The organism is Methylobacterium sp. WL103, from assembly GCF_008039885.1.
Classification (GTDB): domain Bacteria; phylum Pseudomonadota; class Alphaproteobacteria; order Rhizobiales; family Beijerinckiaceae; genus Methylobacterium; species Methylobacterium cerastii.
In genome coordinates this window covers 1-23738 of sequence record NZ_VRUX01000020.1, presented here as the reverse complement: position 1 = coordinate 23738, position 23738 = coordinate 1, and the positions used below count along the sequence as shown (strand labels likewise).

General features: G+C 69.7%; 23 protein-coding genes, 1 tRNA gene and 1 pseudogene. 6 read left to right on the top strand and 19 right to left on the bottom strand.

Going from position 1 to position 23738, the window contains the following annotated elements; translation table 11 throughout:
* Positions 1-633 precede the first annotated feature (633 nt).
* The 10 genes from FV222_RS03045 to FV222_RS03000 all read right to left on the bottom strand — a co-directional run bounded on the left by FV222_RS03045 (position 634) and on the right by FV222_RS03000 (position 10678).
* Positions 634-1581 (bottom strand): tyrosine-type recombinase/integrase, encoded by a 948-nt coding sequence (locus tag FV222_RS03045; protein ID WP_147812949.1) that lies wholly within the window; start codon positions 1579-1581, stop codon positions 634-636.
* Between the two features lie 472 nt (positions 1582-2053).
* Positions 2054-2143, bottom strand: a tRNA-Ser gene (locus tag FV222_RS03040).
* Positions 2144-2253: 110 nt separating this feature from the next.
* Entirely contained in the window at positions 2254-2598 is a 345-nt protein-coding gene (locus FV222_RS03035) for a hypothetical protein (RefSeq protein WP_147764109.1), read from the bottom strand.
* Positions 2599-2682: 84 nt separating this feature from the next.
* Positions 2683-3588, bottom strand: coding sequence for a MipA/OmpV family protein (locus FV222_RS03030; protein ID WP_147764108.1), 906 nt, complete (start codon positions 3586-3588; stop codon positions 2683-2685).
* A 147-nt stretch (positions 3589-3735) separates the two neighbouring features.
* The gene (locus tag FV222_RS03025; protein ID WP_281406863.1) at positions 3736-5190 is read right to left on the bottom strand and encodes an amidase; all 1455 of its coding nucleotides are present in this window, start codon (positions 5188-5190) and stop codon (positions 3736-3738) included.
* Positions 5191-5239: 49 nt separating this feature from the next.
* Positions 5240-6232 carry an oligopeptide/dipeptide ABC transporter ATP-binding protein gene (locus tag FV222_RS03020; RefSeq protein ID WP_147764107.1) on the bottom strand — a complete coding sequence of 331 codons (993 nt, stop codon included), beginning with the start codon at positions 6230-6232 and terminating at the stop codon, positions 5240-5242.
* Positions 6229-7209 carry an ABC transporter ATP-binding protein gene (locus tag FV222_RS03015; protein ID WP_147764106.1) on the bottom strand — a complete coding sequence of 327 codons (981 nt, stop codon included), beginning with the start codon at positions 7207-7209 and terminating at the stop codon, positions 6229-6231. Before FV222_RS03015 ends, FV222_RS03020 begins: the two co-directional genes overlap by 4 nt.
* Positions 7206-8141 carry an ABC transporter permease gene (locus FV222_RS03010; protein WP_147812948.1) on the bottom strand — a complete coding sequence of 312 codons (936 nt, stop codon included), beginning with the start codon at positions 8139-8141 and terminating at the stop codon, positions 7206-7208. Before FV222_RS03010 ends, FV222_RS03015 begins: the two co-directional genes overlap by 4 nt.
* Entirely contained in the window at positions 8138-9115 is a 978-nt protein-coding gene (locus tag FV222_RS03005) for an ABC transporter permease (protein WP_147751111.1), read from the bottom strand. The genes FV222_RS03010 and FV222_RS03005 overlap by 4 nt, the downstream gene beginning before the upstream one ends.
* 24 nt (positions 9116-9139) lie before the next feature.
* Positions 9140-10678: an ABC transporter substrate-binding protein gene (locus FV222_RS03000; protein ID WP_147751131.1), complete on the bottom strand. Its 1539-nt coding sequence runs from the start codon at positions 10676-10678 to the stop codon at positions 9140-9142.
* Positions 10679-11038: 360 nt separating this feature from the next.
* On the opposite strand from FV222_RS03000, the gene FV222_RS02995 reads away from it, so the two are divergent.
* Positions 11039-11545 (top strand): hypothetical protein, encoded by a 507-nt coding sequence (locus FV222_RS02995; protein ID WP_147812947.1) that lies wholly within the window; start codon positions 11039-11041, stop codon positions 11543-11545.
* Between the two features lie 42 nt (positions 11546-11587).
* On the opposite strand, the gene FV222_RS02990 is transcribed toward FV222_RS02995, so the two are convergent.
* The 4 genes from FV222_RS02990 to FV222_RS02975 all read right to left on the bottom strand — a co-directional run bounded on the left by FV222_RS02990 (position 11588) and on the right by FV222_RS02975 (position 14711).
* The gene (locus FV222_RS02990) at positions 11588-12001 is read right to left on the bottom strand and encodes a hypothetical protein (protein ID WP_147812946.1); all 414 of its coding nucleotides are present in this window, start codon (positions 11999-12001) and stop codon (positions 11588-11590) included.
* Positions 12002-12056: 55 nt separating this feature from the next.
* Positions 12057-12584 carry a MarR family winged helix-turn-helix transcriptional regulator gene (locus FV222_RS02985; RefSeq protein ID WP_246685296.1) on the bottom strand — a complete coding sequence of 176 codons (528 nt, stop codon included), beginning with the start codon at positions 12582-12584 and terminating at the stop codon, positions 12057-12059.
* Positions 12585-12922: 338 nt separating this feature from the next.
* Complete coding sequence (locus FV222_RS02980; RefSeq protein WP_147812945.1) at positions 12923-13321, bottom strand: response regulator; 399 nt, start codon at positions 13319-13321, stop codon at positions 12923-12925.
* A gap of 121 nt (positions 13322-13442) precedes the next feature.
* The gene (locus tag FV222_RS02975; RefSeq protein WP_147812944.1) at positions 13443-14711 is read right to left on the bottom strand and encodes an adenosylmethionine--8-amino-7-oxononanoate transaminase; all 1269 of its coding nucleotides are present in this window, start codon (positions 14709-14711) and stop codon (positions 13443-13445) included.
* 86 nt (positions 14712-14797) lie between these two features.
* On the opposite strand from FV222_RS02975, the gene FV222_RS02970 reads away from it, so the two are divergent.
* On the top strand, positions 14798-15919 hold the full coding sequence (locus FV222_RS02970; RefSeq protein WP_147812943.1) for an aminotransferase class I/II-fold pyridoxal phosphate-dependent enzyme: 1122 nt from the start codon (positions 14798-14800) through the stop codon (positions 15917-15919).
* A gap of 56 nt (positions 15920-15975) precedes the next feature.
* On the opposite strand, the gene FV222_RS02965 is transcribed toward FV222_RS02970, so the two are convergent.
* From FV222_RS02965 to FV222_RS02945, 5 genes are all read right to left on the bottom strand, one after another.
* Positions 15976-16422, bottom strand: a complete 447-nt coding sequence (locus FV222_RS02965; protein WP_147764100.1) for a hypothetical protein — start codon at positions 16420-16422, stop codon at positions 15976-15978.
* A 174-nt stretch (positions 16423-16596) separates the two neighbouring features.
* The gene (locus FV222_RS02960; RefSeq protein WP_147812942.1) at positions 16597-17466 is read right to left on the bottom strand and encodes a tetratricopeptide repeat protein; all 870 of its coding nucleotides are present in this window, start codon (positions 17464-17466) and stop codon (positions 16597-16599) included.
* A gap of 275 nt (positions 17467-17741) precedes the next feature.
* On the bottom strand, positions 17742-18842 hold the full coding sequence (locus FV222_RS02955; RefSeq protein WP_147812941.1) for a 5-(carboxyamino)imidazole ribonucleotide synthase: 1101 nt from the start codon (positions 18840-18842) through the stop codon (positions 17742-17744).
* A complete protein-coding gene (purE, locus tag FV222_RS02950) occupies positions 18839-19336 on the bottom strand; it encodes a 5-(carboxyamino)imidazole ribonucleotide mutase (protein WP_147751102.1) in 498 nt (165 codons plus the stop codon). Before purE ends, FV222_RS02955 begins: the two co-directional genes overlap by 4 nt.
* Positions 19337-19458: 122 nt before the next feature.
* Positions 19459-19677 carry a DUF465 domain-containing protein gene (locus FV222_RS02945; RefSeq protein WP_147751101.1) on the bottom strand — a complete coding sequence of 73 codons (219 nt, stop codon included), beginning with the start codon at positions 19675-19677 and terminating at the stop codon, positions 19459-19461.
* Positions 19678-19834: 157 nt separating this feature from the next.
* Here FV222_RS02945 and FV222_RS02940 point away from each other — a divergent pair, with 157 nt between their 5' ends.
* The 4 genes and pseudogenes from FV222_RS02940 to FV222_RS02925 form a co-directional block, all read left to right on the top strand.
* Complete coding sequence (locus tag FV222_RS02940) at positions 19835-20017, top strand: DUF465 domain-containing protein (protein ID WP_147751100.1); 183 nt, start codon at positions 19835-19837, stop codon at positions 20015-20017.
* 156 nt (positions 20018-20173) lie between these two features.
* Positions 20174-22105, top strand: a complete 1932-nt coding sequence (locus FV222_RS02935; protein WP_147812940.1) for a propionyl-CoA synthetase — start codon at positions 20174-20176, stop codon at positions 22103-22105.
* Between the two features lie 130 nt (positions 22106-22235).
* Positions 22236-23354: an NADH:flavin oxidoreductase/NADH oxidase gene (locus FV222_RS02930; protein ID WP_147812939.1), complete on the top strand. Its 1119-nt coding sequence runs from the start codon at positions 22236-22238 to the stop codon at positions 23352-23354.
* A 133-nt stretch (positions 23355-23487) separates the two neighbouring features.
* Positions 23488-23738: pseudogene (locus tag FV222_RS02925) on the top strand (rhamnosyltransferase); the annotation flags it as partial.

The window sequence follows — 23738 nt, the reverse complement described above, 5'->3', positions numbered from 1 at the left end:
CGCCCGCGTGGCAGGGCCAGCGCCGCTTGACGGGCAGACCCACGGTGTTACCCGTCAGCCCTGGGATCGAGAGCGCTGACGGCGTAGGGAAAATGATGAGTGTCGGCTCATCCCGCTCCCTCCGCCAGCTACCTTTAAAGCACTGTCGATAAACGGTTTTTAGCTTTCGCTCCCAACCCACGCGTTGACACTGTGTCACCGTGGCTCCTGGGAGCGAACCGACGGTGTCACATGCCGAGTACCTGCAATGCCGCCGTGGGCGCTGGTACGTCCGCCTACGCGTTCCAGCGCACCTCGTAGCTGCGGTCGGTCAGCAGCACCTCGTTAGAGCCCTCGACACTTCCAGCGAGGCGGTAGCGCGCGAGCGACGCTGGATCGCTCTCTCACTGCTTTGGGATTGGATCGGTGCGCAGACCGTCTCAGACGGTTGGCGGCCTGCCTGGGCAGCGAACCTCACCGTAGCGGAACGGTCACCCAACGATGGGGGCCATGATCAACTCGTACCGTCTCTCCACGGTGATGCCGATCATCCGCTCCCGAGAGTGCCGAAGCCACGATCTGCATCAGGGCAGAAAGACGATCACCCCACGATCCTGACCATGATGGCGAGATGGCTGAAGGAGATCGAAGGGGTCACGCACCACGGAGCTTGCCTCCGAGATGCCTGATCACTTCGGGCTCGATCACGTGATCCAACGCGTCAATGGCCGCACGTAGCTGCTGAGGGACCAGCCCTGACGAGTAGACGGCCAAGGCCAGCGCCGGCTTCACGTGCCCAATAAGCTCAGCGATGACGCTGCTGTTGACCGCCATGGAATGCGTTGATGCGCGCTCAAGGTAGGTGGCGAAGGAACGCCTGAAGCTGTGGAAGTCCACGCCTCCCCCTTGGCCGAGGATCGCCTGCCTAAACGTGGCGTACCGCTTCACGACGATCCAGCTTCTCTTGCCATCAGGTCCCGCAGGCGTGAGACCTGAGAATACCCAGCCATCAGAGGAGCTTGCCATTCGGTGTTGGATCACGGGCCAGCCAAGCCGGTGTACAGGCATAACGCGCCGAGCATTCTCGGTTTTTCCCTGTGGGATGCGGAATGCCTGCTGTGACTCGATCACGTCCTCGACCCGAAGCTGACAGAGTTCACCGATTCTACAGCCAGTCAGAAGGCCCAATCGGATCAGGTCGAACAGGACGAGGCCGTATCTCGCGCCGACAACCGTTCTTGGATCGACATTGAGGAGCCGGACCAATTCCTGCGCCTCATAGGCCCGCTTCGGACGTTCCTGCTTGCCAGCGCTGCCGAAACTGCCTTGGCCTTGCCAGGGGTTCTCCTCAACGAAGCCACGTTTCCGCAGCCACCGCCACATCGAGGACATTGAACTGATCTTCCGGTTGACCGTCTTCTGACTCCCGCCCGCCTGCATGAGTACGCGGCTGACGTAATCGCCAGCGATCCGGCGGCTGATGCGGTCAACGGTGCAATTCGCAGGCTGAGACTGTGCGAACTCCTTTATCGCCAGCACGTGCTGCATCAGTGACTGCTTCGTTTGGACCCCTTCGATCTCCTTCAGCCATCTCGCCATCATGGTCAGGATCGTGGGGTGATCGTCTTTCTGCCCTGATGCAGATCGTGGCTTCGGCACTCTCGGGAGCGGATGATCGGCATCACCGTGGAGAGACGGTACGAGTTGATCATGGCCCCCATCGTTGGGTGACCGTTCCGCTACGGTGAGGTTCGCTGCCCAGGCAGGCCGCCAACCGTCTGAGACGGTCTGCGCACCGATCCAATCCCAAAGCAGTGAGAGAGCGATCCAGCGTCGCTCGCGCGCTACCGCCTCGCTGGAAGTGTCGAGGGCTCTAACGAGGTGCTGCTGACCGACCGCAGCTACGAGGTGCGCTGGAACGCGTAGGCGGACGTACCAGCGCCCACGGCGGCATTGCAGGTACTCGGCATGTGACACCGTCGGTTCGCTCCCAGGAGCCACGGTGACACAGTGTCAACGCGTGGGTTGGGAGCGAAAGCTAAAAACCGTTTATCGACAGTGCTTTAAAGGTAGCTGGCGGAGGGAGCGGGATTCGAACCCGCGATACCGTTTCCGGTATACACACTTTCCAGGCGTGCGCCTTCAACCACTCGGCCACCCCTCCGGACCCGGTGGAGGGCCGCGCCCCGCTTTAGGCGGGCGGCGGACGGTTCGACCGGGTGGCGTGCTGTACCCGCCGCGTCGCCCGCGTGCAAGCGGCTTGACCGTTCGGGCTCACGAGCGCGTGCGGCGGGCGGCGATCGAGGTCGCGGCGAGAGCGAGGACGGTGCCGAGCATCGCCGCGCCGCCCTTCACCAGGAAGTCGGAAAGGCGGCCGTGGCGGGTCAGGGTCAGGCCCTGCCCGAGTTCGAGGATCGCGGCGAGGGCGACGACGCCGGCGAGCACCACCGGCCAGCGGCGCGGGTAGGCGAGGACGAACAGCATCCCGAGCGCGCCGTAGGCCAGCGCCCGCTCGACGTTGGCGGGTGCCACGGAGGGCCGCAGACCGATCGGCGACAGGGTGACGAAGACGAGCGCGGCCACCACGAGCCAAGCCGTGACGCGAAAGAACGGTTGCATCGGTCCCTGTCGCCCGAGACCGGCACACTGGTCAATCATGCCGGTCGATGCAGGCGCGGAACCTTCAGTCGGTCGCCTCCGGCGTCAGAACCAGGATCGCGTGGTGAAGGAGTAGTCGACCTTCAGGCCGAACAGGAACTGGTTCGGGTCGCCGAACGGGCGCCGCACCAGGGGGCTGTCGCCGGAGGAGCCGAGGATGCGGGTGTAGCCGGCGTAGCCGGTATAGGCCCACGTCGCGTCCTGGGTGTAGGTGACGGCGCCGAGCACGCCCGCCGAGAAGAAGCTGCCCGGATCGTAGGCGGTGACCCGGCCGTTCGCGATGGCTTCGTCGGCGGTGACGCCGAAGTATTTGCGCGCGTACGACGCGTCGCCGATGTTCAGGCGCGGCCCGATCGAGAACTGGAACTGGTCGACCGGCAGGATGTAGTCCGCCCCGACCGAGCCGACGGTGCCGTGGTGCCCGTACACGCCCTGCCGCACTTCGACCCGGGTGCGGATCGACGGAATCGGAAAGAACTCGATGAACAGGCCGGGCTCGACGGCGAAGCGCGCGTCGCGGAAGCCGAAGAGGTGGCGGCGGTCGTCGCCGTAGTAGCGGCCGGGGACGAAGCGCGCGGTCGGGCCGATGCGGAACACGGCGTTGTCGTAGAGCGAGAAGCTGAATCCGTCGTCCGGCGCGGCGAAGCGGCGGGGCTCGCCGGCCCGGCGCACGTCGATCGCCGGGTAGCCGATGACCGTGTAGTCCTCGGAGCCGGGATAGCGCGGCGTGAACTGCAGGTTGCCCGTCAGCGTGACGACCCAGGTGTCCGGGTCGACCTGCGAGAAGCTCGGCACCGCTCGCGGCATGATCGCCCCAAGGTCGGCGGCGAGCGCCGTCCCACCGAGCAGCACGGCCAACAGGCCGGTAGAAATGCCGAGGGAGGCCGCAAGCGGCTTCGAGGCGAGGGAGGCCGCATGCGGCGTCGAGGAAGGGCGAACCGCATTGCTCATGACCGATCTTATAGACATGCCGGCCCCTGCTTCGCCCGCGTTTCATCCTCTCGCGACCGCAAAAAAACGGATTGTGTCCGCGCCGCAACGAACCGGCCCAGCTTGCGTGAAAAGCGTCCGCAGCGTCCCGGTCCCGGGCCGTTGCGATCAGGCCGCGAGCAAGGGCGGCGGCCGTCGCGAGAACCAGTTGGTGGCCGCGTCGTAGGCCGCGCCGAGACGCAGGCAGTCCAATTCGCCGTGGTTGCGGCCGACGACCTGGATGCCGGTCGGCAGGCCGCCGGGGCCGAAGCCGGCCGGGACGTTGAGGGCCGGCAGGCCGCTCATGGTCGCCGGGATCACCACCTGCATCCAGCGGTGGTAGGTGTCCATCGCGCGCCCGCCGACCTGCTTCGGCCAGTCGGCCTCGATCGCGAAGGGGAAGACCTGCGCGCTCGGCATCACCAGAAAGTCGAAGCGCTCCATGAAGAGGCGCACGGTCTCGTACCAGGCGGTGCGGGTCTCCTGCGCCATCCGCACCGCGTCGGCGGTGAGCGCCATGCCCTGCTCCACCTCCCAGACGGCCTCCGGCTTGAGCAGGGCCCGGTGCGCCGGGTCCTTGTAGAGCGGATGCAGGGTCGCCGCGTTGGCGCAGGCGCGCAGCAGCACGTAGGCGCGCCACAGCCGCTCCATGTCGAAGGCCGGGACGGCGTGTTCGACGCGGCAGCCGACCGCCTCGAAGGCGGACAGCGCGGCGACGCCGAGGTCGAGCACGCCGGGTTCGAACGGCAGTTGGCCGCCGAAGTCGCCAAGCCACGCGATCCGGGTGCCGGAGACGTCGCGCTTCAGGTCCTCGGCGAAGATGCCTGGGTCCTGGGGAATCGAGTACGGCACGCGCGGGTCGGCGCCGGCCTGCACCGACAGCATCAGGCCGATGTCGGCCGGCGAGCGGCCGATCGCGCCGGAGACGCCGAAGCCCGGCGCGAACACGTCCGGCGTCGCGATCGGGATGCGGCCGTAGCAGGTGCGCAGGCCGAACAGGTTGTTGAAGGCCGGCGGGTTGCGCAGGCTGCCGGCGTGGTCGCTGCCGTCGGCCACCGGCTGCATCCGCAGCGCCACCGACACCGCGGCGCCCCCGCTCGAACCGCCGGCGGACTTGCGTTGGTCGTAGGCGTTCGCGGTGGCGCCGTGGACCGGGTTGTAGGTGTGCGAGCCGAGGCCGAATTCCGGGATGTTGGTCTTGCCGGTGAAGACCGCGCCGCCGCAGCGAAGCCGTCCGGCCATGATCGAGTCGGCCGGCGCGATCCGGTCGCGCAAGATCGGCGAGCCCTGCGAGAACGGCAGGCCGCGGACCGGATCGAAGTCCTTCACCGCCAGCGGAAAGCCGTGGAGCGGGCCGGCGCTCTCGCCGCGGGCGAGGCGTGCGTCGCGCTCGGCGGCTTCCGCGAGGAGCTGGCCCGGGTCCTGAAGCGCGACGATCGCATTCGCCGCCGGGTTGTACCGCGCGATCTGCGCGAGGGTGGCGCGCATGACCTCGACGCAGGACACCGTCCTGGCATGGATCGCGGCCGAGAGCGCCACGGCGCTCATCTCCAGGATGTCGGAGGGGAGGGCTGACGCGGTCACGCGGTCTCCAGCAGGCGGGGCTGCAAGGGGCAGCAGGGCATGCGCGCGATCAGGTCAGCCGGCCTTCCTGGTAGGCGTGGCAGGCGACGCCGTCCATCAGCGCCGGCACCTCGGCGCGGCAACGGTCGTTGGCGAAGGGGCAGCGCGGGTTGAAGCTGCAACCCGGCGGCGGGTCGATCGGGTTGGGGATCTCGCCGGAGACCGGTGTGCGCTGCCGCCCGGTGAGGCCGATATCGGGCACCGCGTCGAGCAGCATCCGCGTGTAGGGGTGCTTGGGGTGCGTGAACAGCTCGCGCCCGCCGCCGATCTCGACCACGCGGCCGAGATACATCACGCCGATGCGCGTCGCCATGTGGCGCACCACGGCGAGGTTGTGGCTGATGAACAGGTAGGTCAGCCCGAGCCGGTCCTGCAGGTCGCGCATCAGGTTCAGGATCTGCGCCTGCACCGAGACGTCGAGGGCCGAGGTCGGCTCGTCGCCGACGAGGAACTCGGCCTCCGAGGCGAGCGCGCGGGCGATGGCGACGCGCTGGCGCTGGCCGCCGGAGAATTCGTGCGGGTACTTCACCCGGTCGTCGGGATGCAGGCCGACGAGGGTGAGCAATTCGCCGACGCGGGCGGCGATGGCCGCCTCGCCCTGGATCAGGTCGAAGGCGCGGATCGGCTCGGCGACGATCTTGCCCACCCGCCAGCGCGGGTTCATCGAGGCGTAGGGGTCCTGGAACACCATCTGGATGCGCCGTCGCAGCTGGCGGCGGGCCGCGCCTTGCGCCGGATCGGTCATCGAGACGCCGGTGATGCGCACGTCGCCCGCGCTCGGCGGCAGCAGCCCGACCACCATCCGCGCCACGGTCGACTTGCCGGAGCCGGATTCGCCGACGAGGGCGAAGGTCTCGCCGCGCTGGATCGTGAAGCCGACGCCGTCGACCGCCTTCAGCCACTGCTTCGGCTTCCGTTCGATCATCCGGTTGAGCCAGGGCTTCGAGACGTCGAACAGCCGCCGCAGGCCCTCGACCTCGACGTAAGGGGTGGGCCCGCTCATGCCGCCACCTCGGCGCGATCGTAGAGATGGCAGGCGACGCGGTGCTCGCCGACCGGGATCGGGTCGGGCCGCTCCACGCGGCAGCGGGCGAAGACCTTCGGGCAGCGCGGGTTGAAGGCGCAGCCGGGGGGAATCGCCGTCAGGCGCGGCATCGCGCCCGGGATCTGGGCGAGGCGCCCGGTGTCCTGGGTCAGCGTCGGGATCGCGCCCATCAGGCCCTCGGCATAGGGGTGGAGCGGGTCGCCGACGACGGCGCGGACCGGGCCGATCTCGGCGACGCGACCCGAATACATCACCGCGACGCGGTCGGCAGCCTCCGCGATCACGCCCATGTCGTGGGTCACCAGCATCACCGCGGTGCCGTGGTCGCGGCCGAGGCGCTTGAGCAGGGTGATGATCTGCGCCTGCACCGAGACGTCGAGCGCCGTCGTGGGCTCGTCGGCGATGATCAGTTCGGGCTCGGCCGCGAGCGCGAGCGCGATCACCACGCGCTGGCGCATGCCGCCGGAGAACTCGTGCGGGTAGCCGTCGATCCGCCGCTCGGGCGCCGGGATGCCGACCTCGGCGAGGAGGTCGATCGCCCGCGTCCGCGCGGCCTTGGCCGAGAGGTCGGTATGGGTCTGCACGGTCTCGATGATCTGGCGGCCGATGCGGTAGAGCGGGTTGAGGCTCGTCAGCGGGTCCTGGAAGATCATGCCGATGCGCCGGCCGCGGATGCGCCGCATCTTTTCCGGCGGCAGGTTGTCGATGCGCTCGCCCCCGAGCCGGATCTCGCCGCCGGCGATCCGGCCGGGCGGGTCGATCAACCCGATCACCGCAGCGCCGGTGACGGATTTCCCGGCGCCGGACTCGCCGACGACGCCCAAGATTTCGCCCCGCGCGATGTCGAAGGACACGCCGTCGATCGCCTTGAGGACGCCGCGGCGCGTCGCGAACTCGACGCGCAGGTCGCGGACGGAGAGGACTGGCTCTGTCATTGCAGCTTCGGGTTCAGCGCGTCGCGGAGCCAGTCGCCGAGCAGGTTGATCGCCAGCACCAGCCCGGCGAGCGCCAGGCCGGGGAAGGCGACGATCCACCACTCGCCGGAGAACAGGAAGCGGTTGCCGGTGCGGATCAGGGTGCCGAGCGACGGCATGGTCTCGGGGAGGCCGGTGCCGAGGAACGACAGGGTCGCCTCGGTGATGATCGCCAGCGCGAGGTTGATCGTGGCGATGACGAAGACCGGCCCGAGCACGTTCGGCAGGACGTGGCGGACCATGATCACCGGCGAGGACAGGCCGATCAGGCGCCCGGCCTGGACGTAGTCCTTGTTCTTCTCGACCAACACCGAGGAGCGCACGGTGCGGGCGTACTGGACCCAGAACGACAGTCCGATCGAGACCACGATCAGCCCGATCGTCGCGTTGGTGTCGAGCCCGCCGCCGGCCGCGGCCTTGGCGACGCCGTCGACGACGAGGGCGATCAGGATTGCCGGGAAGGTGAGCTGCACGTCGGCGACGCGCATGATGAGCGTGTCGACGAAGCCGCCGAAATAGCCCGCGATCAGCCCGAGCGCGACGCCGAGGGTGCCCGAGACGAGGACGCCGAGCAGGCCGACGACGAGCGAGAGGCGCAAGCCGTAGAACACCGCCGAGAGCACGTCGCGCCCCTGGTCGTCGGTGCCCACGAGGAACGGGGATTGGCCGTCGGGACTCCAGATCGGCGGAAGGTTGGAGTTGATCAGGTCGAGTTGCGCCGGATCGTAGGGGTTCTGCGGCGAGATCCACGGGGCGGCGATGGCGAGCGCGAAGAACAGCACCGTGACGGCGAGCGCCACCATCGCGAGCTTCGAGCGGCGGAAGCTCGCGAACACGTCGGAATCGAGGAGCTTGGCCCAGCGCGAGGGCGGCGTCGCGGAAGCGAGGCTCATGCGGTGCGCCCCGCAAGTCGCAGGCGCGGGTCGACGATGGTGTAGAGCACGTCGACGGCGAGGTTGATCGCCACGAAGATCGCCGCAACGAGCAGCAGGTAGGCGGCCATGATCGGGATGTCGACGTTCTGCACCGCCTGCACGAACAGCAGCCCCATGCCCGGCCACTGGAACACCGTCTCGGTGATGATCGAGAAGGCGATCACCGAACCGAGCTGCAGCCCGGCGATGGTGATGACCGGGACCAGCGTGTTCTTCAGCGCGTGCCCGAAATGGATCGCGCGGGTGGTGAGGCCGCGGGCGCGGGCGAAGCGGATGTAGTCGGCGCGCAGCACCTCCAGCATCTCGGCGCGGACGAGGCGCATGATCAGGGTCATCTGGAACAGCCCCAGGGTGATCGCGGGCAGGATCAGGGCGCGAAGCCCCGAGACCGTCAGGAAGCCGGTGGTCCACCAGCCGAGCCGCACCGTGTCGCCGCGACCGAAGGAAGGGAGCCAGCCGAGCGTCACCGAGAACAGGAAGATCAGCAGGATGCCGATCAGGAAGGTCGGCAGGCTGACGCCCGCGAGCGAGACCGCGAGGAACAGCTTGGCCAGCACCGTCTCGCGGTGGAGCGCGCAGTAGACGCCCATGAGGATGCCGACGACGAGCGCGAAGACCGTCGCGCACAAAGCCAGCTCGAGGGTCGCGGGCATCCGTTCCGCCAGCAGGTGCGAGACCGGCTGGCGGAACTGGTACGAGATCCCGAAATCGCCCCGCAGCACGTTGGCGGCGTAGCGGGCCGCCTGCACCGCCGTGGAATCGTCGAGGCCGAGGCTCTTGCGAATCTCGGTGCGCTCGGAGACCGGCGTGTCGACGCCGACGATCTGGTTCACGGGGTCGCCCGCGAACCGGAACATCGAGAAGGCGATCAGCCCGACGACGGCGAGCACCACGACCGATTGCAGAAGGCGGCGGAGGATGAAGGCTAGCATGGGTTCAACCCTCCACGCCCCGCCTCACGGCTGCTTCGATACCCAGTAGAGCAGCAGCAGGTTGTCGGGCCGCTGGGTCAGCGTCACCTTCTTCGAGACGCCCCAGGCCAAGGCCTGCTGGTGCAGCGGGATCACGGCCCAATCCTTCTGCAGGATCTCGAAGCCGTCCTTGATCTCCTGGTCGCGCTTGGCCGTGTCGGTCTCGCCCTCGACCTGGTCGGCGATGGCGTCGAGCTTGGTGTTGCAGTAGCCGCCGAGGTTCCAGCCGCCGCGGCTCGACTTCGGATCGGTACGGCAGCCGACCATCTCGTAGAGGATGTTGTGGCTGTCCTGCGAGGAGGGCGTCCAGCCCAGCAGGTAGAACGAGGTGTCGTAGTTCGGCGCCAAAACCTTGGCGAAGTACTTGGCCTTCGGCTGGGCGTTGAGGTTCACCTTGACGCCGACGCGGGCGAGCATCGAGACCACCGCCTGGCAGATCGCCTCGTCGTTGACGTAGCGGTCGTTCGGGCAATCCATCGGCACGGTGAAGCCGTCCGGGTAGCCCGCCTCGGCGAGCAGCGCCTTGGCCTTCTTGGCGTCGGTCGCCGGGCGCTTGAACTCGGCCGAGCGAGCGTAGAGCGAGGGCGCGATCATCAGCGCGCTCGGCGTCGCCTGCCCGCGCATGACGCGCTTGGCGATCGTGTCCTCGTCGATGGCGAGGTACATCGCCTCACGCACGCGCACGTCCTTGAACGGGTTCTTGCCCTTGACGCTCGAATCCTTGAGCTCGTCTCGGACCTGATCCATCCCGAGGAAGATCGTGCGCAGCTCTGGCCCGGTCATCACCGTGGCGGTGCCGCTGGCGTTGACGCGCTGCTGGTCCTGCAGCGGCACCGGGTCGATCCAGTCGACCTCGCCGCCGATCAGTGCCGCGACGCGGGTCGCGTCGTTCGAGATGGTCGTGAACACCGCCTCGTCGAGGTTCGACTCGACCTTGCCCCAGTAGCCGGGGAACTTCTTGAACACCGTGCGGACGCCGGGCTGATGCTCGGTGATCACGAACGGGCCGGTGCCGTTCTCGTGCAGGGTCGCATAGCTCGGGGCCGACGCGCTGACGGGGGAGGGCGCGACGGCGCCGTTCTTCTCCGCCCAAGCCTTCGACATGATGTACCAGGTCGAGAACTGGTACAGCGCGATCGGGTTCGGCTTCGACAGCACCATGTCGACGGTGTGGTCGTCGACCTTCACGAACTTGGCGTCCGAGGGGATGTTGGTGGTGAAGCTCGATCCCGAAGCGCGCACCCGGTCGGCGGAGAACAGCACGTCGTCGGCGGTGAAGGGCGAGCCGTCGTGGAATTTCACGTTCTTGCGCAGGTGGAAGCGCCAGCGCGTCGGCTCCGGCGTCTCCCAGGATTCGGCCAGGCCGGGGGCGAGGTTCAGGTCTTTGTCGCGGGTGATCAGCGCGTCGTAGACCGCGGCGTGCATGCCGATCGTGAAGCTTTCCTTCAGCGAATACGGGTCCAAGGACTTGATGTCGCCTTGGAAGGCGAAGCGGAAGACGTTCGCGGCCTGAGCCGGCGCCATCCCGAGCGCGATGGCGAGGCTGGTGGCCGCCGCCAACGTCCGGATCCGTGAAATCGACAAACGCAACTCCCTCAAGCGATGGGCATCGGCAGGATCGACCCACTCTGGATGCCTAGGAAAATAGAACCGGGTCAACCGTCCGTCGTATCATTCCGGGTGATCCGTCATCCGCGCGCCGTCGTCGACGGCGTATGCAGGGATCGCAACCCCCTATGCGGGACTCGTGCCACCGGCTGCGCCGATTCCGTGACGGCGCGAGCGCACGATCCGTGCATGACCTCGGAACCGGTCTCGACTCTTCGCGCGACGTCGGTCAGGGCTGTTTTCCGCGCGCCGTCTTCGGCGACGGTGGAGGTTGTCTTGAAGAACATCGTTTTGATGACGGCGGTCGTCGCCGGTCTGTTGGTCGGCACAACATCGGGTGCGCTCGCCAAGCCGTTCGAGCTACCCGATGCCAAGCCGATCGTGACCATCGACCTGCCGAATGCGTGGTCACCTGAGGAGATCGACAAGGGCGCCCAGGCGACGTCGCCGGATGCTTCGATCTACGTCGCCTTCGAGGTCCAGAACCTGAAGAACCTCGAGAACGCCATCGTCGAGGGAGTGAAGTTCTTCGCCGAGAGCGGCGTGAAGATCGATCCGAAGTCGCAGAAGAAGACCGAGGCCAAGGTCAACGGCTTCGACGTGGTCGACCTCGGCTGGGACGGCGTCGACAAGGACGGCCCGACCAAGGTGAGCCTGTCGATCATCATCCTGTCCGAGACCAAGGTCGGCATGCTGTCGTATTGGGGCTCGCCCGCCGGCGAGAAGAAGTACGCCTCGCAGCTCAAGGCGATCGCCGAGAGCATCCAGTCGCTCGGCCGTTAGGTCGACAGCGCCCGACCGGACAAGCCTTCGCGGCTGGTTCGGTCAGGCGCCGCCGCAGAGGTGCTGTGAATCGGCGAGCGTCCAGGATTCCTGCGTGCGCAGGTTGGTCGTCGTGTAGACCTTTCCTCGGTCGTCGCCCTTGGGGCATCCCTTCGGAACCGAGACCAGGCAGGTTCTGACCGGGTCGCCGACGCGGGCGTTGGCGACCTCGGGGACGAATTGATAGGACACGCCGTAGACGCCGTTCTTGAGCACCACGCCGGTGCCGTCGTCGGCGTCCTTGCTCTTCGGCCGCACGAGCGTGTCGCCGAAGCGCGTCCCGATCGCGGTGATGACCGTCGTGGCGCACGCGCCGACCCGCTTCGGCATGGTATCGGCGACCGGAGTCGTCTCGGCGATGCCGGGTCCAGCGAGCAGTGCCGCGGTTACGAGGGCGATGGCGAGGGGCGTGCGCATTCCGGCAGCGTACCGGCCGCGCTCCCGTCGTCCAACGGTCTTGAAATTCTCGGCGTCAGTGCGCGGGCGCGACGACCAGGGGCTCGGTCTCGTCCTCGTCGGCCTCGATTTCGGCATCCGCCTCGGTCTCGTGCCCAGTGAGGCCGCCGGCCTCGGCGAGGCCCTTGGCGGCCTTGCGCAACAGCTTGCGCAGGCGGCGGCGCTCCTTGCCGTCGAAGCCGGAGAGCAATTCCGCCTCGACGGCGTCCCAGATGCCCTCGATCGCCTCGGCCTTGGCCAGCCCTGCCTCGGTGAGGCGCACGCGAACGATACGTCCGTCTCCGGCTTCCGCCCGGCGCTCCACGAAGCCGAGGGCGGCCAGCCGCGAGATCGTCTTCGATGCGGTCGGCGGACGCACGCGCAACGTGGCCGCGAGGTCGCCCATCGTCATGGTGCCCGACGCCGCCAGCACCTGCACCACCTGCTCCTGGCCAGCGAAGAGATCGAGGGTCGCGAGCCGGTCGCCGATGCGAGCCCGATGCAGCCGCGCGGCCTGGACAAGCGCCCACCCGACGCTCTTGGCGCCCGGCGGCTTGGCTCCCACGCGCTTGGTCTCCGCAGGTTTCGCGCTCGGCGCATCGACGGCGGAAGCCTCGACGATGGGCGCCACCTCGCTGAGGCGGCCCTTCCGCTTGGCTCGCGGCGCGTCGGCGGCGTGCCGCTTGTCCTTCCGGTTCTTCGCCTTGCCGTTCACGGGCAGTCCCGGGTTGTCGATGACCGGCGCGGCTGCCGGTATCTCATCCGCCGCTGACATCCCATACCCCGCACAACACGACCGAACACGCCGAAAGTCCGGCCCCGTGCGGGGGCCGACATCGTTCTCGGTCGGCTGTGCCTCGGGCGTGTGAAGCTGGGATGACGGTGGCGGCGGCGATCCCCCGCTCAGCAGGGCATCAGGCGGCGGACCTGATCGAGGATGTCCTCGCCGCTGCACGGGCGGGCGATGAAGTGCGCGCCCTCCGGCATCCGCGCCGGGTCCGGCGCGGCGCGGCCCGAGACGATGAGGATCGGCAGCTTGGGCCGCGCCTCGGCGACCGAGCTGGCGAGGTCGAAGCCGTTGGCCTTGCCGGACAGCTCCACGTCGGTGACGAGGCCGCAGATGTCCGGCCGTGCTTGCAGGATGCTCATCGCCCGCTCGGCCGAGGCGCATTGCACCGTCTCGTAGCCGCCCCCCTCGAGCACGTCGCCGAGGTCCATGATGGTCAGCGCCTCGTCCTCGACGAGCAGGATCACGGGCCGGTCTTCCTGGGGACTCGTCTGCTCGCTCGTCACGATGTGCATCTCCAGCGTTTCGGTCCGGAGGCGCGGCCGGGACGCGCCCCCCGCCGCACCGTCGTTCTCGATGTCCAACGGCAGAGGGGCGTTCCGGTTGCAGTGCGAATCGGGGGTTGCCGACAGGTCGTCAGCCGGCCGTCGTCCCGACCGATCCGGCGACCGCGACCACGGCCTCGATCAGCTGGTCGAGGTCGCCGCGTTCGATGGTCAGGGCCGGCGTCAGGTAGACGATGTCGCCGAACGGGCGGACCCAGACGCCGCGCTCCACGAAGCGCGTCTTGAGGGCGCCGAGGTCCGGCTGCCGGGTGAACTGGACGGCGCCGATCGCGCCGAGCGTGCGCACCTCGGCGATGCCCGGCCGCCCGCGCAACGCTTCGAGGCCGTCGGCGAGGCGGGCGCCGATCGCTTGGGCCTGCTCCAGCCGCGGCTCGCTGGCGAACAGGTCGAGGCTGGCGTTGGCGGCCGCGCAGGCCAGCGGGTTCGCCATGAAGGTCGGACCGTGCATCAGCGCGGCGCTCGCGTCGTCCGACCAGAACCCGGAGAACACCGCGTGCGTCGCGACCGTGGCGGCGAGCGCCATCGTCCCACCGGTCAGCGCCTTCGACAGGCACAGGATGTCGGGCACGATGCCGGCCTGCTCGCAGGCGAACAGCGTGCCGGTGCGGCCGAAACCGGTGAAGATCTCGTCGAGGATCAGCGGCAGGCCGTGCCGGCGCGCGAGGCGCGCGATCGTCGCCAGCACCTCGGGCGGGTGCATCCGCATGCCGCCGGCACCCTGCACCAGCGGCTCGACGATCACCGCGGCGAGCTCGGTGCGGTGGCGCGCCAGGACGCCGTCGAGGGCGGCCGTCTCCGCTTCGGTCCGCGGCAGGTCACAGAAGACCTGGCTCGGCAGGAAGGCGCCGAAGCGGCGATGCATGCCCTCCTCGGGGTCGCAGACCGACATCGCCCCCATGGTGTCGCCGTGGTAGCCGCCGCGGAACGCGAGGATGCGGGTGCGCCCGGCCTCGCCGCGGTTCAGCCAGAGCTGCACCGCCATCTTCAACGCCACCTCGACCGCCACCGAGCCGGAATCGGTGAAGAACACGTGGTTCAGGTCGCCGGGCAGGAGGGCGGCGAGCCGGCTCGCCAGCCGCTCGGCCGGAGCGTGCGTCAGGCCGCCGAACATCACGTGCGGCATGGTGCCGAGCTGTCCGGCCACCGCGGCGGCGATGTGGGGATGGTTGTAGCCGTGCACCGCCGTCCACCATGAGGCGATGCCGTCGACGAGCTCGCGCCCGTCCGCGAGCACGATGCGCGACCCATGCGTGCGCACCGCCTCCAGCGGCGGCGCCGCTTGCTTCATCTGGGTGTAGGGCCGCCACAGGTGGGCGGCGCTCGGATCGTCCGTCGCCATGCGCCGATCGATGCTGGCCCGCGGCGCGCCGGTCAACCTCCGCGCGCGACTTGACTCACGGCGGCCCCGCGGCGCTTTGAGGCCGCATGTCGAGCCTCGAATCCTTCGCCCGCGACAAGCTCTCCGGCCTGGACGCCGCCGCCCTGCGCCGCCGCCTCGTGCCGACCACCCGCGCCGTCGACGCGATGGCGGAACGCGGCGCGCGCCGCCTGGTCTCGTTCTCGTGCAACGACTACCTCGGCCTGAGCCACGACCCGCGGGTGGTCGCGGCGGCGCAGCAGGCCGTCGCCGCCTACGGCGCCGGCGCCGGCGGATCGCGCCTGGTGACCGGCAACCATCCGCTGCTGACCGCCCTCGAGGCCCGGCTCGCCGCGCACAAGGGCACCGAGGCCGCCCTGGCGTTCGGCAGCGGCTACCTCGCCAACCTCGGCATCACCCCGGCGCTGGTCGGCGCGGGCGACCTCATCCTCGTCGACGCGCTCGCCCACGCCTGCATGTGGGGCGGCGCGCGGATCTCGGGTGCGACGACCCTGACGTTCCGCCACAACGACGTCGCCGACCTCGGCCGGCTGCTCGCCGAGCATCGCGCGCGCCATCGCCGGGCGATGATCCTCACCGAGCGGGTGTTCAGCATGGACGGCGACCGTGCGCCGCTCGGCGACATCCTGGGGGTGGCCGAGGCTCATGACGCCTGGACCCTGGTGGACGACGCGCACGGGCTCGGCGTGGTCGAGGGCGGTCCGCGAGCGCCCTTGGAGATGGGCACCCTGTCGAAGTCGCTCGGCTCCTACGGCGGCTATCTCTGCGCCTCGCAGGCCGTGGTCGACCTGCTGACGAGCCGCGCCCGCAGCTTCGTCTACACCACCGGCCTACCGCCGGCCTCCGCGGCGGCCGCCCTCGAAGCCCTGGCGATCCTCGAGGTGGAGCCCGAGCGCGGCGCGAAACCCCTGGCGCTCGCCCGCCGCTTCACCGCACGCCTCGGGCTGCCGGAGGCCGAGAGCGCGGTGGTGCCGGTGATGGTCGGCGCGGCACAGGATGCGCTGGCGCTCTCCGCGGCGCTCGAAGCGCGCGGTTTCCTCGTCGTGGCGATCCGGCCGCCGACCGTGCCCGACGGCACCGCGCGGCTGCGGGTGGCGTTCTCGGCGGCGCATGACGCGGCGCAGGTCGACGCGCTGGCCGACGCCATCCTCGCCCTGCGGTCGGCCTGACCGGAGCGAGAGCATTTTCGAGCGAGGTGGATGCCGGCTCGCGTGAAGAACATGCCTTAGGACGCGAGGGCGGCCTGTCGCGGCGGGGCGCCCCACGGGTCGTCTGCGGCGCTGGCGCGCGAGCGCGCCACGATCTGGCGCGACATCCTGATCGTCTCCCCGAGGCGGTCGATCGATTCGGAGACCGCGGCCTTCAGGAGCGTCGCCCGCAGCATCTCGGCGCGCTGCCCCGCCTGAGAGACGGGAGGGCGGTACCGGCCGTTGCGCGGAGCCTTGTTCAGCATCTCCCGGAACGGCACGTCCATCAGCAGCGCGCCGCCCGCGTCCACGATCTCGAACGCGTAGGGCATCGGGTCGTAGCCGGAGCGTGCGAGGTCCGCCGAGATGTCGAGGATGGCGCGGCAGACGTCGAGGTAGACCGCATCGAGGCCGCTGAACTCCAGTCCGATCTCGTCGCGCTCGAAACCGCCCGGTCCATGAAGATGGCAGTAAAAGTACGGCATTTGCGAAAGTGTGACAGATTTCGCGCCCCAGCGCATCCGGTTTGTTTTCGCAGCCACTAACACAGGTGGTTTGCGCGCACGTGCATAAAGCATACGATGCGCGCCGTCGCGGCCTTGAAACGAAAAACGCCGCGCTCTCGCGCGGCGTCGATCGCAGGAACGTGCGGCGGAAGCTCAGTTGAACAGCGAGCCGACGCCGCCCTGCACGCGGCCGAGGCCCTGGCGCGCGATCGGGTTGTTCGGGTCGATGGTCGAGGCGCGCTGGTAGTTCTCCATCGCCTCCTTCTTCCGGTTCGACTTCTCGTAGGCGAGTCCGCGATAGGCCCAGGAGGTCGCGTCCTTGTTGTCGACGTTGAGCGCCGCGTTGTAGTCCTCGATCGCCTTGTCGTACTTGTTCGTCGCGATCAGGCTCTGGCCGCGGGCGGCGTAGGGCGCGCTGACGAAGGGGTTGCGGTCGATCGCGGCGTCGAAGTCGCCGATGGCGGCGATGTCCTGGCCCTGCTTCTGCCGAACCAGGCCGCGGGCGTGATACGCCTCGGCCGATTCCGGCATCAGGCGGATCGCGACGTTGAGGTCGCGCATCGCGCCTTCGAGGTCGCTCTGGGCGCGCAGCACGTTAGCGCGGCCGATATAGGCCGGGCCGTAATTCGGGTCGGAGGCGATCGCCTTGGTGAAATCCTGCAGCGCGGCGTCGTTGCGGCCGGTCTGGCGATAGGCCAGCGCGCGGTTGTTGTAGGCCGAGCCCGAATTCGGGTCGATCTGCACCGCCTTGGTGAAGTCGCCGATCGCGTCGTTGAACTGGCCGGCGCGGGCGTAGGCCGCCCCACGGGTGTTGTAGGCGGCGGCGTCGTTGGGGTTACGCTGCACCACCTCGGTCAGCGAGGCGATGTTGACGTTGGTCGCGCCCGTGGTGTCCGCCTCCAGCACGGCGAATTGCCGCGAGCCGGCAGCGCTTCCCACGGTCTCGCAGCCGGCGAGCCCCACGCTCGCGAGCGCCGCGAGGCCGAGCAGGGCCCGTTGTAACCGCACGCTGTCTGACGTCATCGCCCCATTCCCCTCGGCACGGTGCTCAAGCCTTCAGCACGCCCGAATCTCTGATCCACGCACCCCGAGCGGCGCGGCCGGCGCGCGGCCGGTCCGATCCGGTTGCGTTGGCCCCGGCACGTTCGCGCATCGCGGTGAACGCCCGATTAAGCGCGGGCGACGATCCCGTTGATGCGGGCCGATGTGGCGAACGTATGGCTCGACGCGAAAAGTCGTCGCGAACGTCGAGGCGGGGGGCACGCGAGTCATCCGCTGTGGTGCGGATGCATCGGAGTTCAGGGTTCGAGGCGGGTGACGTGGCCCATCTTGCGGCCGGGCCGGGCCTCGCCCTTGCCGTAGAGGTGGAGGTGTGCGCCGGGCTCGGCCAGCACCGATCGCCAGCCTTCCACCTCGTCGCCGATGAGGTTGCGCATCTCGGCCTTCAATCCGCCCGGGCGGGACGGATCGCCCAGCGGCCAGCCGCAGACCGCGCGCACGTGCTGGGCGAACTGCGAGGTGGTCGCGCCCTCGATCGTCCAGTGCCCGGAATTGTGCACCCGCGGCGCGATCTCGTTCACGACGAGGCGCTCGGCGCCGTCGGCCTCGCGCACCAGGAACATCTCGACGGCGAGCACCCCGACGTAGTCGAGGGCGTCGGCGATCGTCCGGGCGATGCCGAGGGCGGCCTGCGCCGTCTCGGGTGCGATGCCCGGCGCCGGCACGCGGGTGACGGCGAGGATGTGATTGCGGTGCTCGTTCTCGCACAGGTCGAAGGCGGCGAAGCTCCCGTCGGCGGCCCGCGCCGCGACCACCGAGACTTCCCGCTCGAACGCGACGAAGCCTTCGAGGATCAAAGCCGCGCCGCCGAACTCGGCGAAGATCGCGTTGCGGTCCGATTCGGCCTCCGTCCGGATGATGCGCTGGCCCTTGCCGTCGTAGCCGAACCGGCGGGTCTTCAGCACGGCCGGGCGGCCGATCGCGTCGAGGGCGCGGGCGAAGTCGTCGGGCGTGTCGACGGCGCGGAACGGCGCCGTCGGGATGCCGAGGCGGTTGATGAAGTCCTTCTCCGACAGCCTGTCCTGCGTCGTCGCCAGCGCCGAGGCGCTGGGATGCAGGGCGGCGTGGGCCGCGAGCAGGTCGGCGGTCTCGCGCGGGATGTTCTCGAACTCGTAGGTCACCACGTCGACGCTTTGCGCGAAGCGCGTCAGCGCCTCCGCGTCGTCGTAGGCGGCGCAGGTGGTCTTAGCCGCCACGTCGAAGGCCGGGCTGTCGGCATCGGGGCAGTAGACGTGGGCCTTGAGGCCCATGTTGGCCGCGGCCAGCGCGATCATGCGGCCGAGCTGGCCGCCGCCGACGATGCCGAGGGTGCCGCCGGGCGCGATGGTCTTTGGGGTCACGGGGTCTCGGTCTCCGGCCGTTCGGCGACGGATGCGGTCTGGGCCGCGCGCCAGGCGTCCAGGCGCTGGGCCAACGCGTCGTCGGACAGGGCGAGCACGGCGGCGGCGAGCAGCGCGGCGTTCACCGCGCCGGCCCGGCCGATCGCCAGGGTGCCGACGGGGATGCCGGCCGGCATCTGCACGATCGAAAGCAGGCTGTCCTGTCCCGACAGCGCCTTCGATTCCACCGGCACGCCGAAGACCGGGAGGCTCGTCATCGCGGCGGCCATGCCCGGCAGGTGCGCCGCGCCGCCCGCGCCCGCGATCACGACCTTGAAGCCGGCAGCCTTGGCGCCCTTGGCGAAGGCCACCAGCCGGTCCGGCGTGCGATGAGCCGAGACGATGCGCGCGTCGTAGGCGACGCCGAGCGCGTCGAGGGTGTCGGCGGCGTTCCGCATAGTCGCCCAGTCGGACTGGCTGCCCATGATGATCGCGACCGCAGGCGACGGCACCATCCGCGTCAAACCCATTTCCTTCGCGATGCGGGCCGGTCGGCCCGTCCTCGCCGCTGGCAAGCTCGCCGCTTACAGGCGCCGACCCGGCGCGGCAAGGCGAGGCGCACCGGCATCCACCGGCATCAGGCGATGATGTCGGGGGTGATCTGGTCCTCGACGAAGGCGATCCTGTCGCGCAGCGTCAGCTTGCGCTTCTTCAGGCGCTGGATCTGCAGCTGGTCGCCGGCGACGTTGCGCTCGAGGGCATCGATCGCGTCGTCGAGGTCGCGATGCTCCTGTTTCAGCCGCGCCAGCTCGACGTCCAGTTCGGATTGCGCATCCGGGACCAACTCAACCGCCATCGCCGCCTTCGAAAACCATCCTGTGCCGGAATCGAGCATGCGTCAGGCACGCCCGAGCGGCAAGCATTCGTGAGGCATAGGCTGAGGATTGCCTTCGACAGCCGGCTCGACATGTGCCAGATTCCCCGCGTCGGAACGATGACAGGAGACACGACTCATGTCGCTGCAGACGCATCTGAGCCAGCTCACCCGGAAGCACGAAGCCCTCGAACGCGAAATCCACCAGGCGACGCTGAGGCCGTCCGAGGACGACCTGCACATCGCCGAGTTGAAGCGGCGCAAACTTCTCCTGAAGGACGAGATCAACCGGCTGCAGGCGGGCGTCGACACGCTGCACTGACGGACCTGTTTCGAAGCACGACACCGAGATCCGCCGCGCCGTCCCCCACGGCGCGGCTTTTTTATGCAGCCGCTCGATCCTGCGCGGCCCGCAATCCTGCTAGCTTCGCTGCCAGGAGGCGACCCCCGAAGAGGCCGCCCCGTCCGAGGAGCCGCCATGCCGACCGCCGACCCCTCCCCAGACCAGCCGTCGCGCTACGCCGCGGTGCATGAGCGCGCGATGCGCGACCCCGAGGGGTTCTGGCTCGACGCGGCGCGGGCGATCGATTGGACGACGGAGCCGACCCGGGCCTTCGAGCCCAAGTCCGGCCCCTACGGTCGCTGGTTCCCCGACGGGGCGCTGAACGCCTGCTGGAACGCCGTCGATCGGCACGTCGCCGGCGGCCGCGCGGAGCAGGTCGCGATCCGCTACGATTCGCCGGTCACGGGCACCAAGCGCGCCATCACCTATGCGGACCTCCTGCGCGAGGTCTCGGCCCTGGCCGCCGTGCTCGCCGACCTCGGCGTCGGCCGGGGCGACCGGGTGATCCTCTACATGCCGATGGTGCCTGAAGCCCTGTTCGGCATGCTCGCCTGCGCCCGCATCGGCGCGGTGCACTCGGTGGTGTTCGGCGGGTTCGCCGCCAACGAGCTGAGCGTCCGGATCGAGGACGCGGCGCCGAAGGTGGTGCTCGCCGCCTCCTGCGGCATCGAGCCGAGCCGGGTGGTCGCCTACAAGCCGCTGCTGGACGCCGCCCTCGCCACGGCCCGGCACAAGCCCGCCGCCTGCCTCATCCTTCAGCGCCCGCAAGCCCTCGCGAGCCTCGTCGAGGGCCGCGACCGGGATTGGGCCGAGGCGGTCGCGGCGGCCGAGGGGCGGGCGCCGGACTGCGTGCCGATGGCCGCGACCGACCCGCTCTACGTGCTCTACACCTCCGGCACCACCGGCAAGCCCAAGGGCGTGGTGCGCGACACCGGCGGCTACCTCGTCGCGCTCAGCTGGTCGATGTCCAACCTCTACGGCGTGCAGCCCGGCGAGACCTACTTCTGCGCTTCCGACATCGGCTGGGTGGTGGGCCATTCCTACATCGTCTACGCGCCGCTGCTGCACGGCTGCACCACGGTCCTGTACGAGGGCAAGCCGGTCGGCACCCCCGATCCCGGCGCGTTCTGGCGGGTCGTCGCCGAGACCGGCACGGTCTGCCTGTTCACGGCGCCGACGGCGCTTCGCGCCATCAAGAAGGAGGATTCGAAAGGCAGCCATGTGGCCGGCCACGACCTCTCGCGCTTCCGCACCCTGTTCCTGGCCGGCGAGCGCGCGGACCCGGATTCGGTCGCCTGGGCCGAGCGCGTGCTCGACCGGCCGGTGGTCGACCATTGGTGGCAGACCGAGACCGGCTGGCCGATCGCCGGCAACCCGGTCGGCCTGGGGCTGCTCCCGGTCAAGCACGGCAGCACCTGCGTGCCGATGCCGGGCTACGACGTGCAGGTGCTCGACGAGGGCGGCAAGCCGGTGCCCGCCGGCACGATGGGCACCATCGCGATCCGCCTGCCGCTGCCGCCGGGATGCCTGCCGACCCTGTGGGGCTCCGATACCCGGATGCGCACGAGCTATCTCGAGACCTTTCCCGGCTGGTACGACACCTCGGATGCGGGCGTGATCGACGCCGACGGCTACATCACCGTGCTCGGGCGGACGGACGACATCATCAACGTCGCCGGCCACCGGCTTTCCACCGGCGGGATGGAGGCGGTGCTGTCGTCCCACCCCGACGTCGCCGAATGCGCGGTCATCGGCATCCGCGACGCGCTGAAGGGCGAGGCGCCCTGCGGTTTCGTCGTGCTCAAGGCGCAGGTCGTGCGCGACCCGACCGAGATCGAGCGCGAGCTGGTCGCCAAGGTCCGCGACGAGATCGGCCCCGTGGCCGCCTTCAAGCTCGCGCTTACGGTGCAGCGGCTGCCGAAGACCCGCTCGGGCAAGATCCTGCGCGCCACGATGAAGCGCATCGCCGACCACGAGCCCTGGACCATGCCGGCGACCATCGACGACGCGGGCGTCCTCGACGAGATCGGCGAAAGCCTGAAGGCGCGGGGGATCGGGGAGGGGTAGGGCGCGACCAGCCGCGTCGCGAAGGCAAGCCGAGGGCAGGGCCCGGTGGAGGACTGGCATGAGGCGGCGAACTGGCGTCCGCCCCGAGAGTGCGGCACACAGCGCGGGCCCCCGCAACCCGGAGTTGCCGATGACCGCCCGCCTGTTCGAACCGCTCAAGCTCGACGACCTGACGCTGGAGAACCGCATCCTGATCGCGCCGATGTGCCAGTACTCGGCGCGCGACGGCGAGGCGACCGACTGGCACATGATGCATCTCGGGCAGCTCGCGATGTCGGGCGCCGGGCTGCTGACGCTGGAGGCGACGGCGGTGTCGCCCGAGGCGCGCATCACGGCGTGGGACCTCGGGCTCTATTCCGACGGCTGCGAGCGGGCCTTGGGCCGGGTTCTGTCGGCGATCCGCGACTACGCGCCGATCCCGGTCTGCATCCAGATCGCCCATGCCGGCCGCAAGGCGTCGAGCCAGGCGCCGTGGGACGGCGGCCAGCAGATCGCGCCGGAGCATCCCTACGGATGGCGCACCGAGGCGCCGTCGGCGCTGGCGCACGGCGACGGCGAGGTGGCGCCCCACGCCCTCGACGCGGCGGACCTCAAGCGCATCCGCGACGACTTCGTCGCCACCGCCAAGCGCGCGGTTCGGCTCGGAATCGAGGCGTTCGAGCTGCACGGCGCCCACGGCTACCTGCTCCACCAGTTCCTCTCGCCGCTCGCCAACCAGCGGACCGACGCCTACGGCGGCAGCCTGGAAAACCGGATGCGGTTCCCGCTCGAGGTGTTCGAGGCCGTGCGCGCGGTGGTGCCCGCGGGCCATCCGGTGTGGATGCGGGTCTCGGCCACCGACTGGGTCGAGGACGGCTGGGACCTGGAGGAGACCGTCGAACTCGCCCAGCGCCTGAAGCGGGCCGGCTCGCCGGCGATCCACGTCTCCACCGGCGGCGTCTCGCCGAAGCAGGCGATCAAGCTCGGGCCGGGCTACCAGGTGCCCTACGCCGAGCGGATCAGGGCCGAGACCGGGCTCGCGACCATGGCCGTCGGGCTGATCACCGAGCCGGCCGAGGCCGAGGCGATCCTGGCCGAGGGCCGGGCGGACGCGATCTCGCTCGCCCGCGCCATGCTCTACGATCCGCGCTGGCCCTGGCACGCGGCGGCCGAGCTCGGCGCGACCGTGCGGGCGCCCAAGCAGTACTGGCGCTCGCAGCCGCGGGCCTACAAGGACCTGTTCAAGGACCCGACCTTCGGACAGCGCTGATCGCGCTGAGCACCGAGCCTCGATCGCCCGGGCCTCGCCTCGGGCGCGCGATTCCGGTATCGGCTCGGGCCGTAGGCCGGCCGCGGCCTGTCCTGCGCAGCCCGTCCTGCGCGGCCAGTCTTGGATGTGCGAGATGCTGGCCATCGGCCTGACCCTGTTCCACCCGAGCCGCGACCAAGTCGACGACATCGTCCGGCGCTACGCCGGAAGCGCGCATCCGGTCCTCGCCTTCGACAACGGCGGCCTCGGACCGGTGGATCGCATGAAGCTCGAGGCGGCCGGCGTGCGCCTGCTGTCGGCCGAGACCAATGTCGGCGTCGCCGCAGCGCTCAACGCCGTCGTCGAGGCGGCGGCGCGCGGCGGCGCGGACGCCGTGCTCCTGCT

Coding starts and splice junctions, on each gene's coding strand:
- FV222_RS03045 (WP_147812949.1), bottom strand. CDS start 1,581: ATGATGGCGAGATGGCTGAAGGAGATCGAAGGGGTCCAAACGAAGCAG.
- FV222_RS03035 (WP_147764109.1), bottom strand. CDS start 2,598: ATGCAACCGTTCTTTCGCGTCACGGCTTGGCTCGTGGTGGCCGCGCTC.
- FV222_RS03030 (WP_147764108.1), bottom strand. CDS start 3,588: ATGAGCAATGCGGTTCGCCCTTCCTCGACGCCGCATGCGGCCTCCCTC.
- FV222_RS03020 (WP_147764107.1), bottom strand. CDS start 6,232: ATGAGCGGGCCCACCCCTTACGTCGAGGTCGAGGGCCTGCGGCGGCTG.
- FV222_RS03015 (WP_147764106.1), bottom strand. CDS start 7,209: ATGACAGAGCCAGTCCTCTCCGTCCGCGACCTGCGCGTCGAGTTCGCG.
- FV222_RS03010 (WP_147812948.1), bottom strand. CDS start 8,141: ATGAGCCTCGCTTCCGCGACGCCGCCCTCGCGCTGGGCCAAGCTCCTC.
- FV222_RS03005 (WP_147751111.1), bottom strand. CDS start 9,115: ATGCTAGCCTTCATCCTCCGCCGCCTTCTGCAATCGGTCGTGGTGCTC.
- FV222_RS03000 (WP_147751131.1), bottom strand. CDS start 10,678: ATGGCGCCGGCTCAGGCCGCGAACGTCTTCCGCTTCGCCTTCCAAGGC.
- FV222_RS02990 (WP_147812946.1), bottom strand. CDS start 12,001: ATGCGCACGCCCCTCGCCATCGCCCTCGTAACCGCGGCACTGCTCGCT.
- FV222_RS02980 (WP_147812945.1), bottom strand. CDS start 13,321: ATGCACATCGTGACGAGCGAGCAGACGAGTCCCCAGGAAGACCGGCCC.
- FV222_RS02975 (WP_147812944.1), bottom strand. CDS start 14,711: ATGGCGACGGACGATCCGAGCGCCGCCCACCTGTGGCGGCCCTACACC.
- FV222_RS02970 (WP_147812943.1), top strand. CDS start 14,798: ATGTCGAGCCTCGAATCCTTCGCCCGCGACAAGCTCTCCGGCCTGGAC.
- FV222_RS02965 (WP_147764100.1), bottom strand. CDS start 16,422: ATGCCGTACTTTTACTGCCATCTTCATGGACCGGGCGGTTTCGAGCGC.
- FV222_RS02960 (WP_147812942.1), bottom strand. CDS start 17,466: ATGACGTCAGACAGCGTGCGGTTACAACGGGCCCTGCTCGGCCTCGCG.
- purE (WP_147751102.1), bottom strand. CDS start 19,336: ATGGTGCCGTCGCCTGCGGTCGCGATCATCATGGGCAGCCAGTCCGAC.
- FV222_RS02945 (WP_147751101.1), bottom strand. CDS start 19,677: ATGGCGGTTGAGTTGGTCCCGGATGCGCAATCCGAACTGGACGTCGAG.
- FV222_RS02940 (WP_147751100.1), top strand. CDS start 19,835: ATGTCGCTGCAGACGCATCTGAGCCAGCTCACCCGGAAGCACGAAGCC.
- FV222_RS02935 (WP_147812940.1), top strand. CDS start 20,174: ATGCCGACCGCCGACCCCTCCCCAGACCAGCCGTCGCGCTACGCCGCG.
- FV222_RS02930 (WP_147812939.1), top strand. CDS start 22,236: ATGACCGCCCGCCTGTTCGAACCGCTCAAGCTCGACGACCTGACGCTG.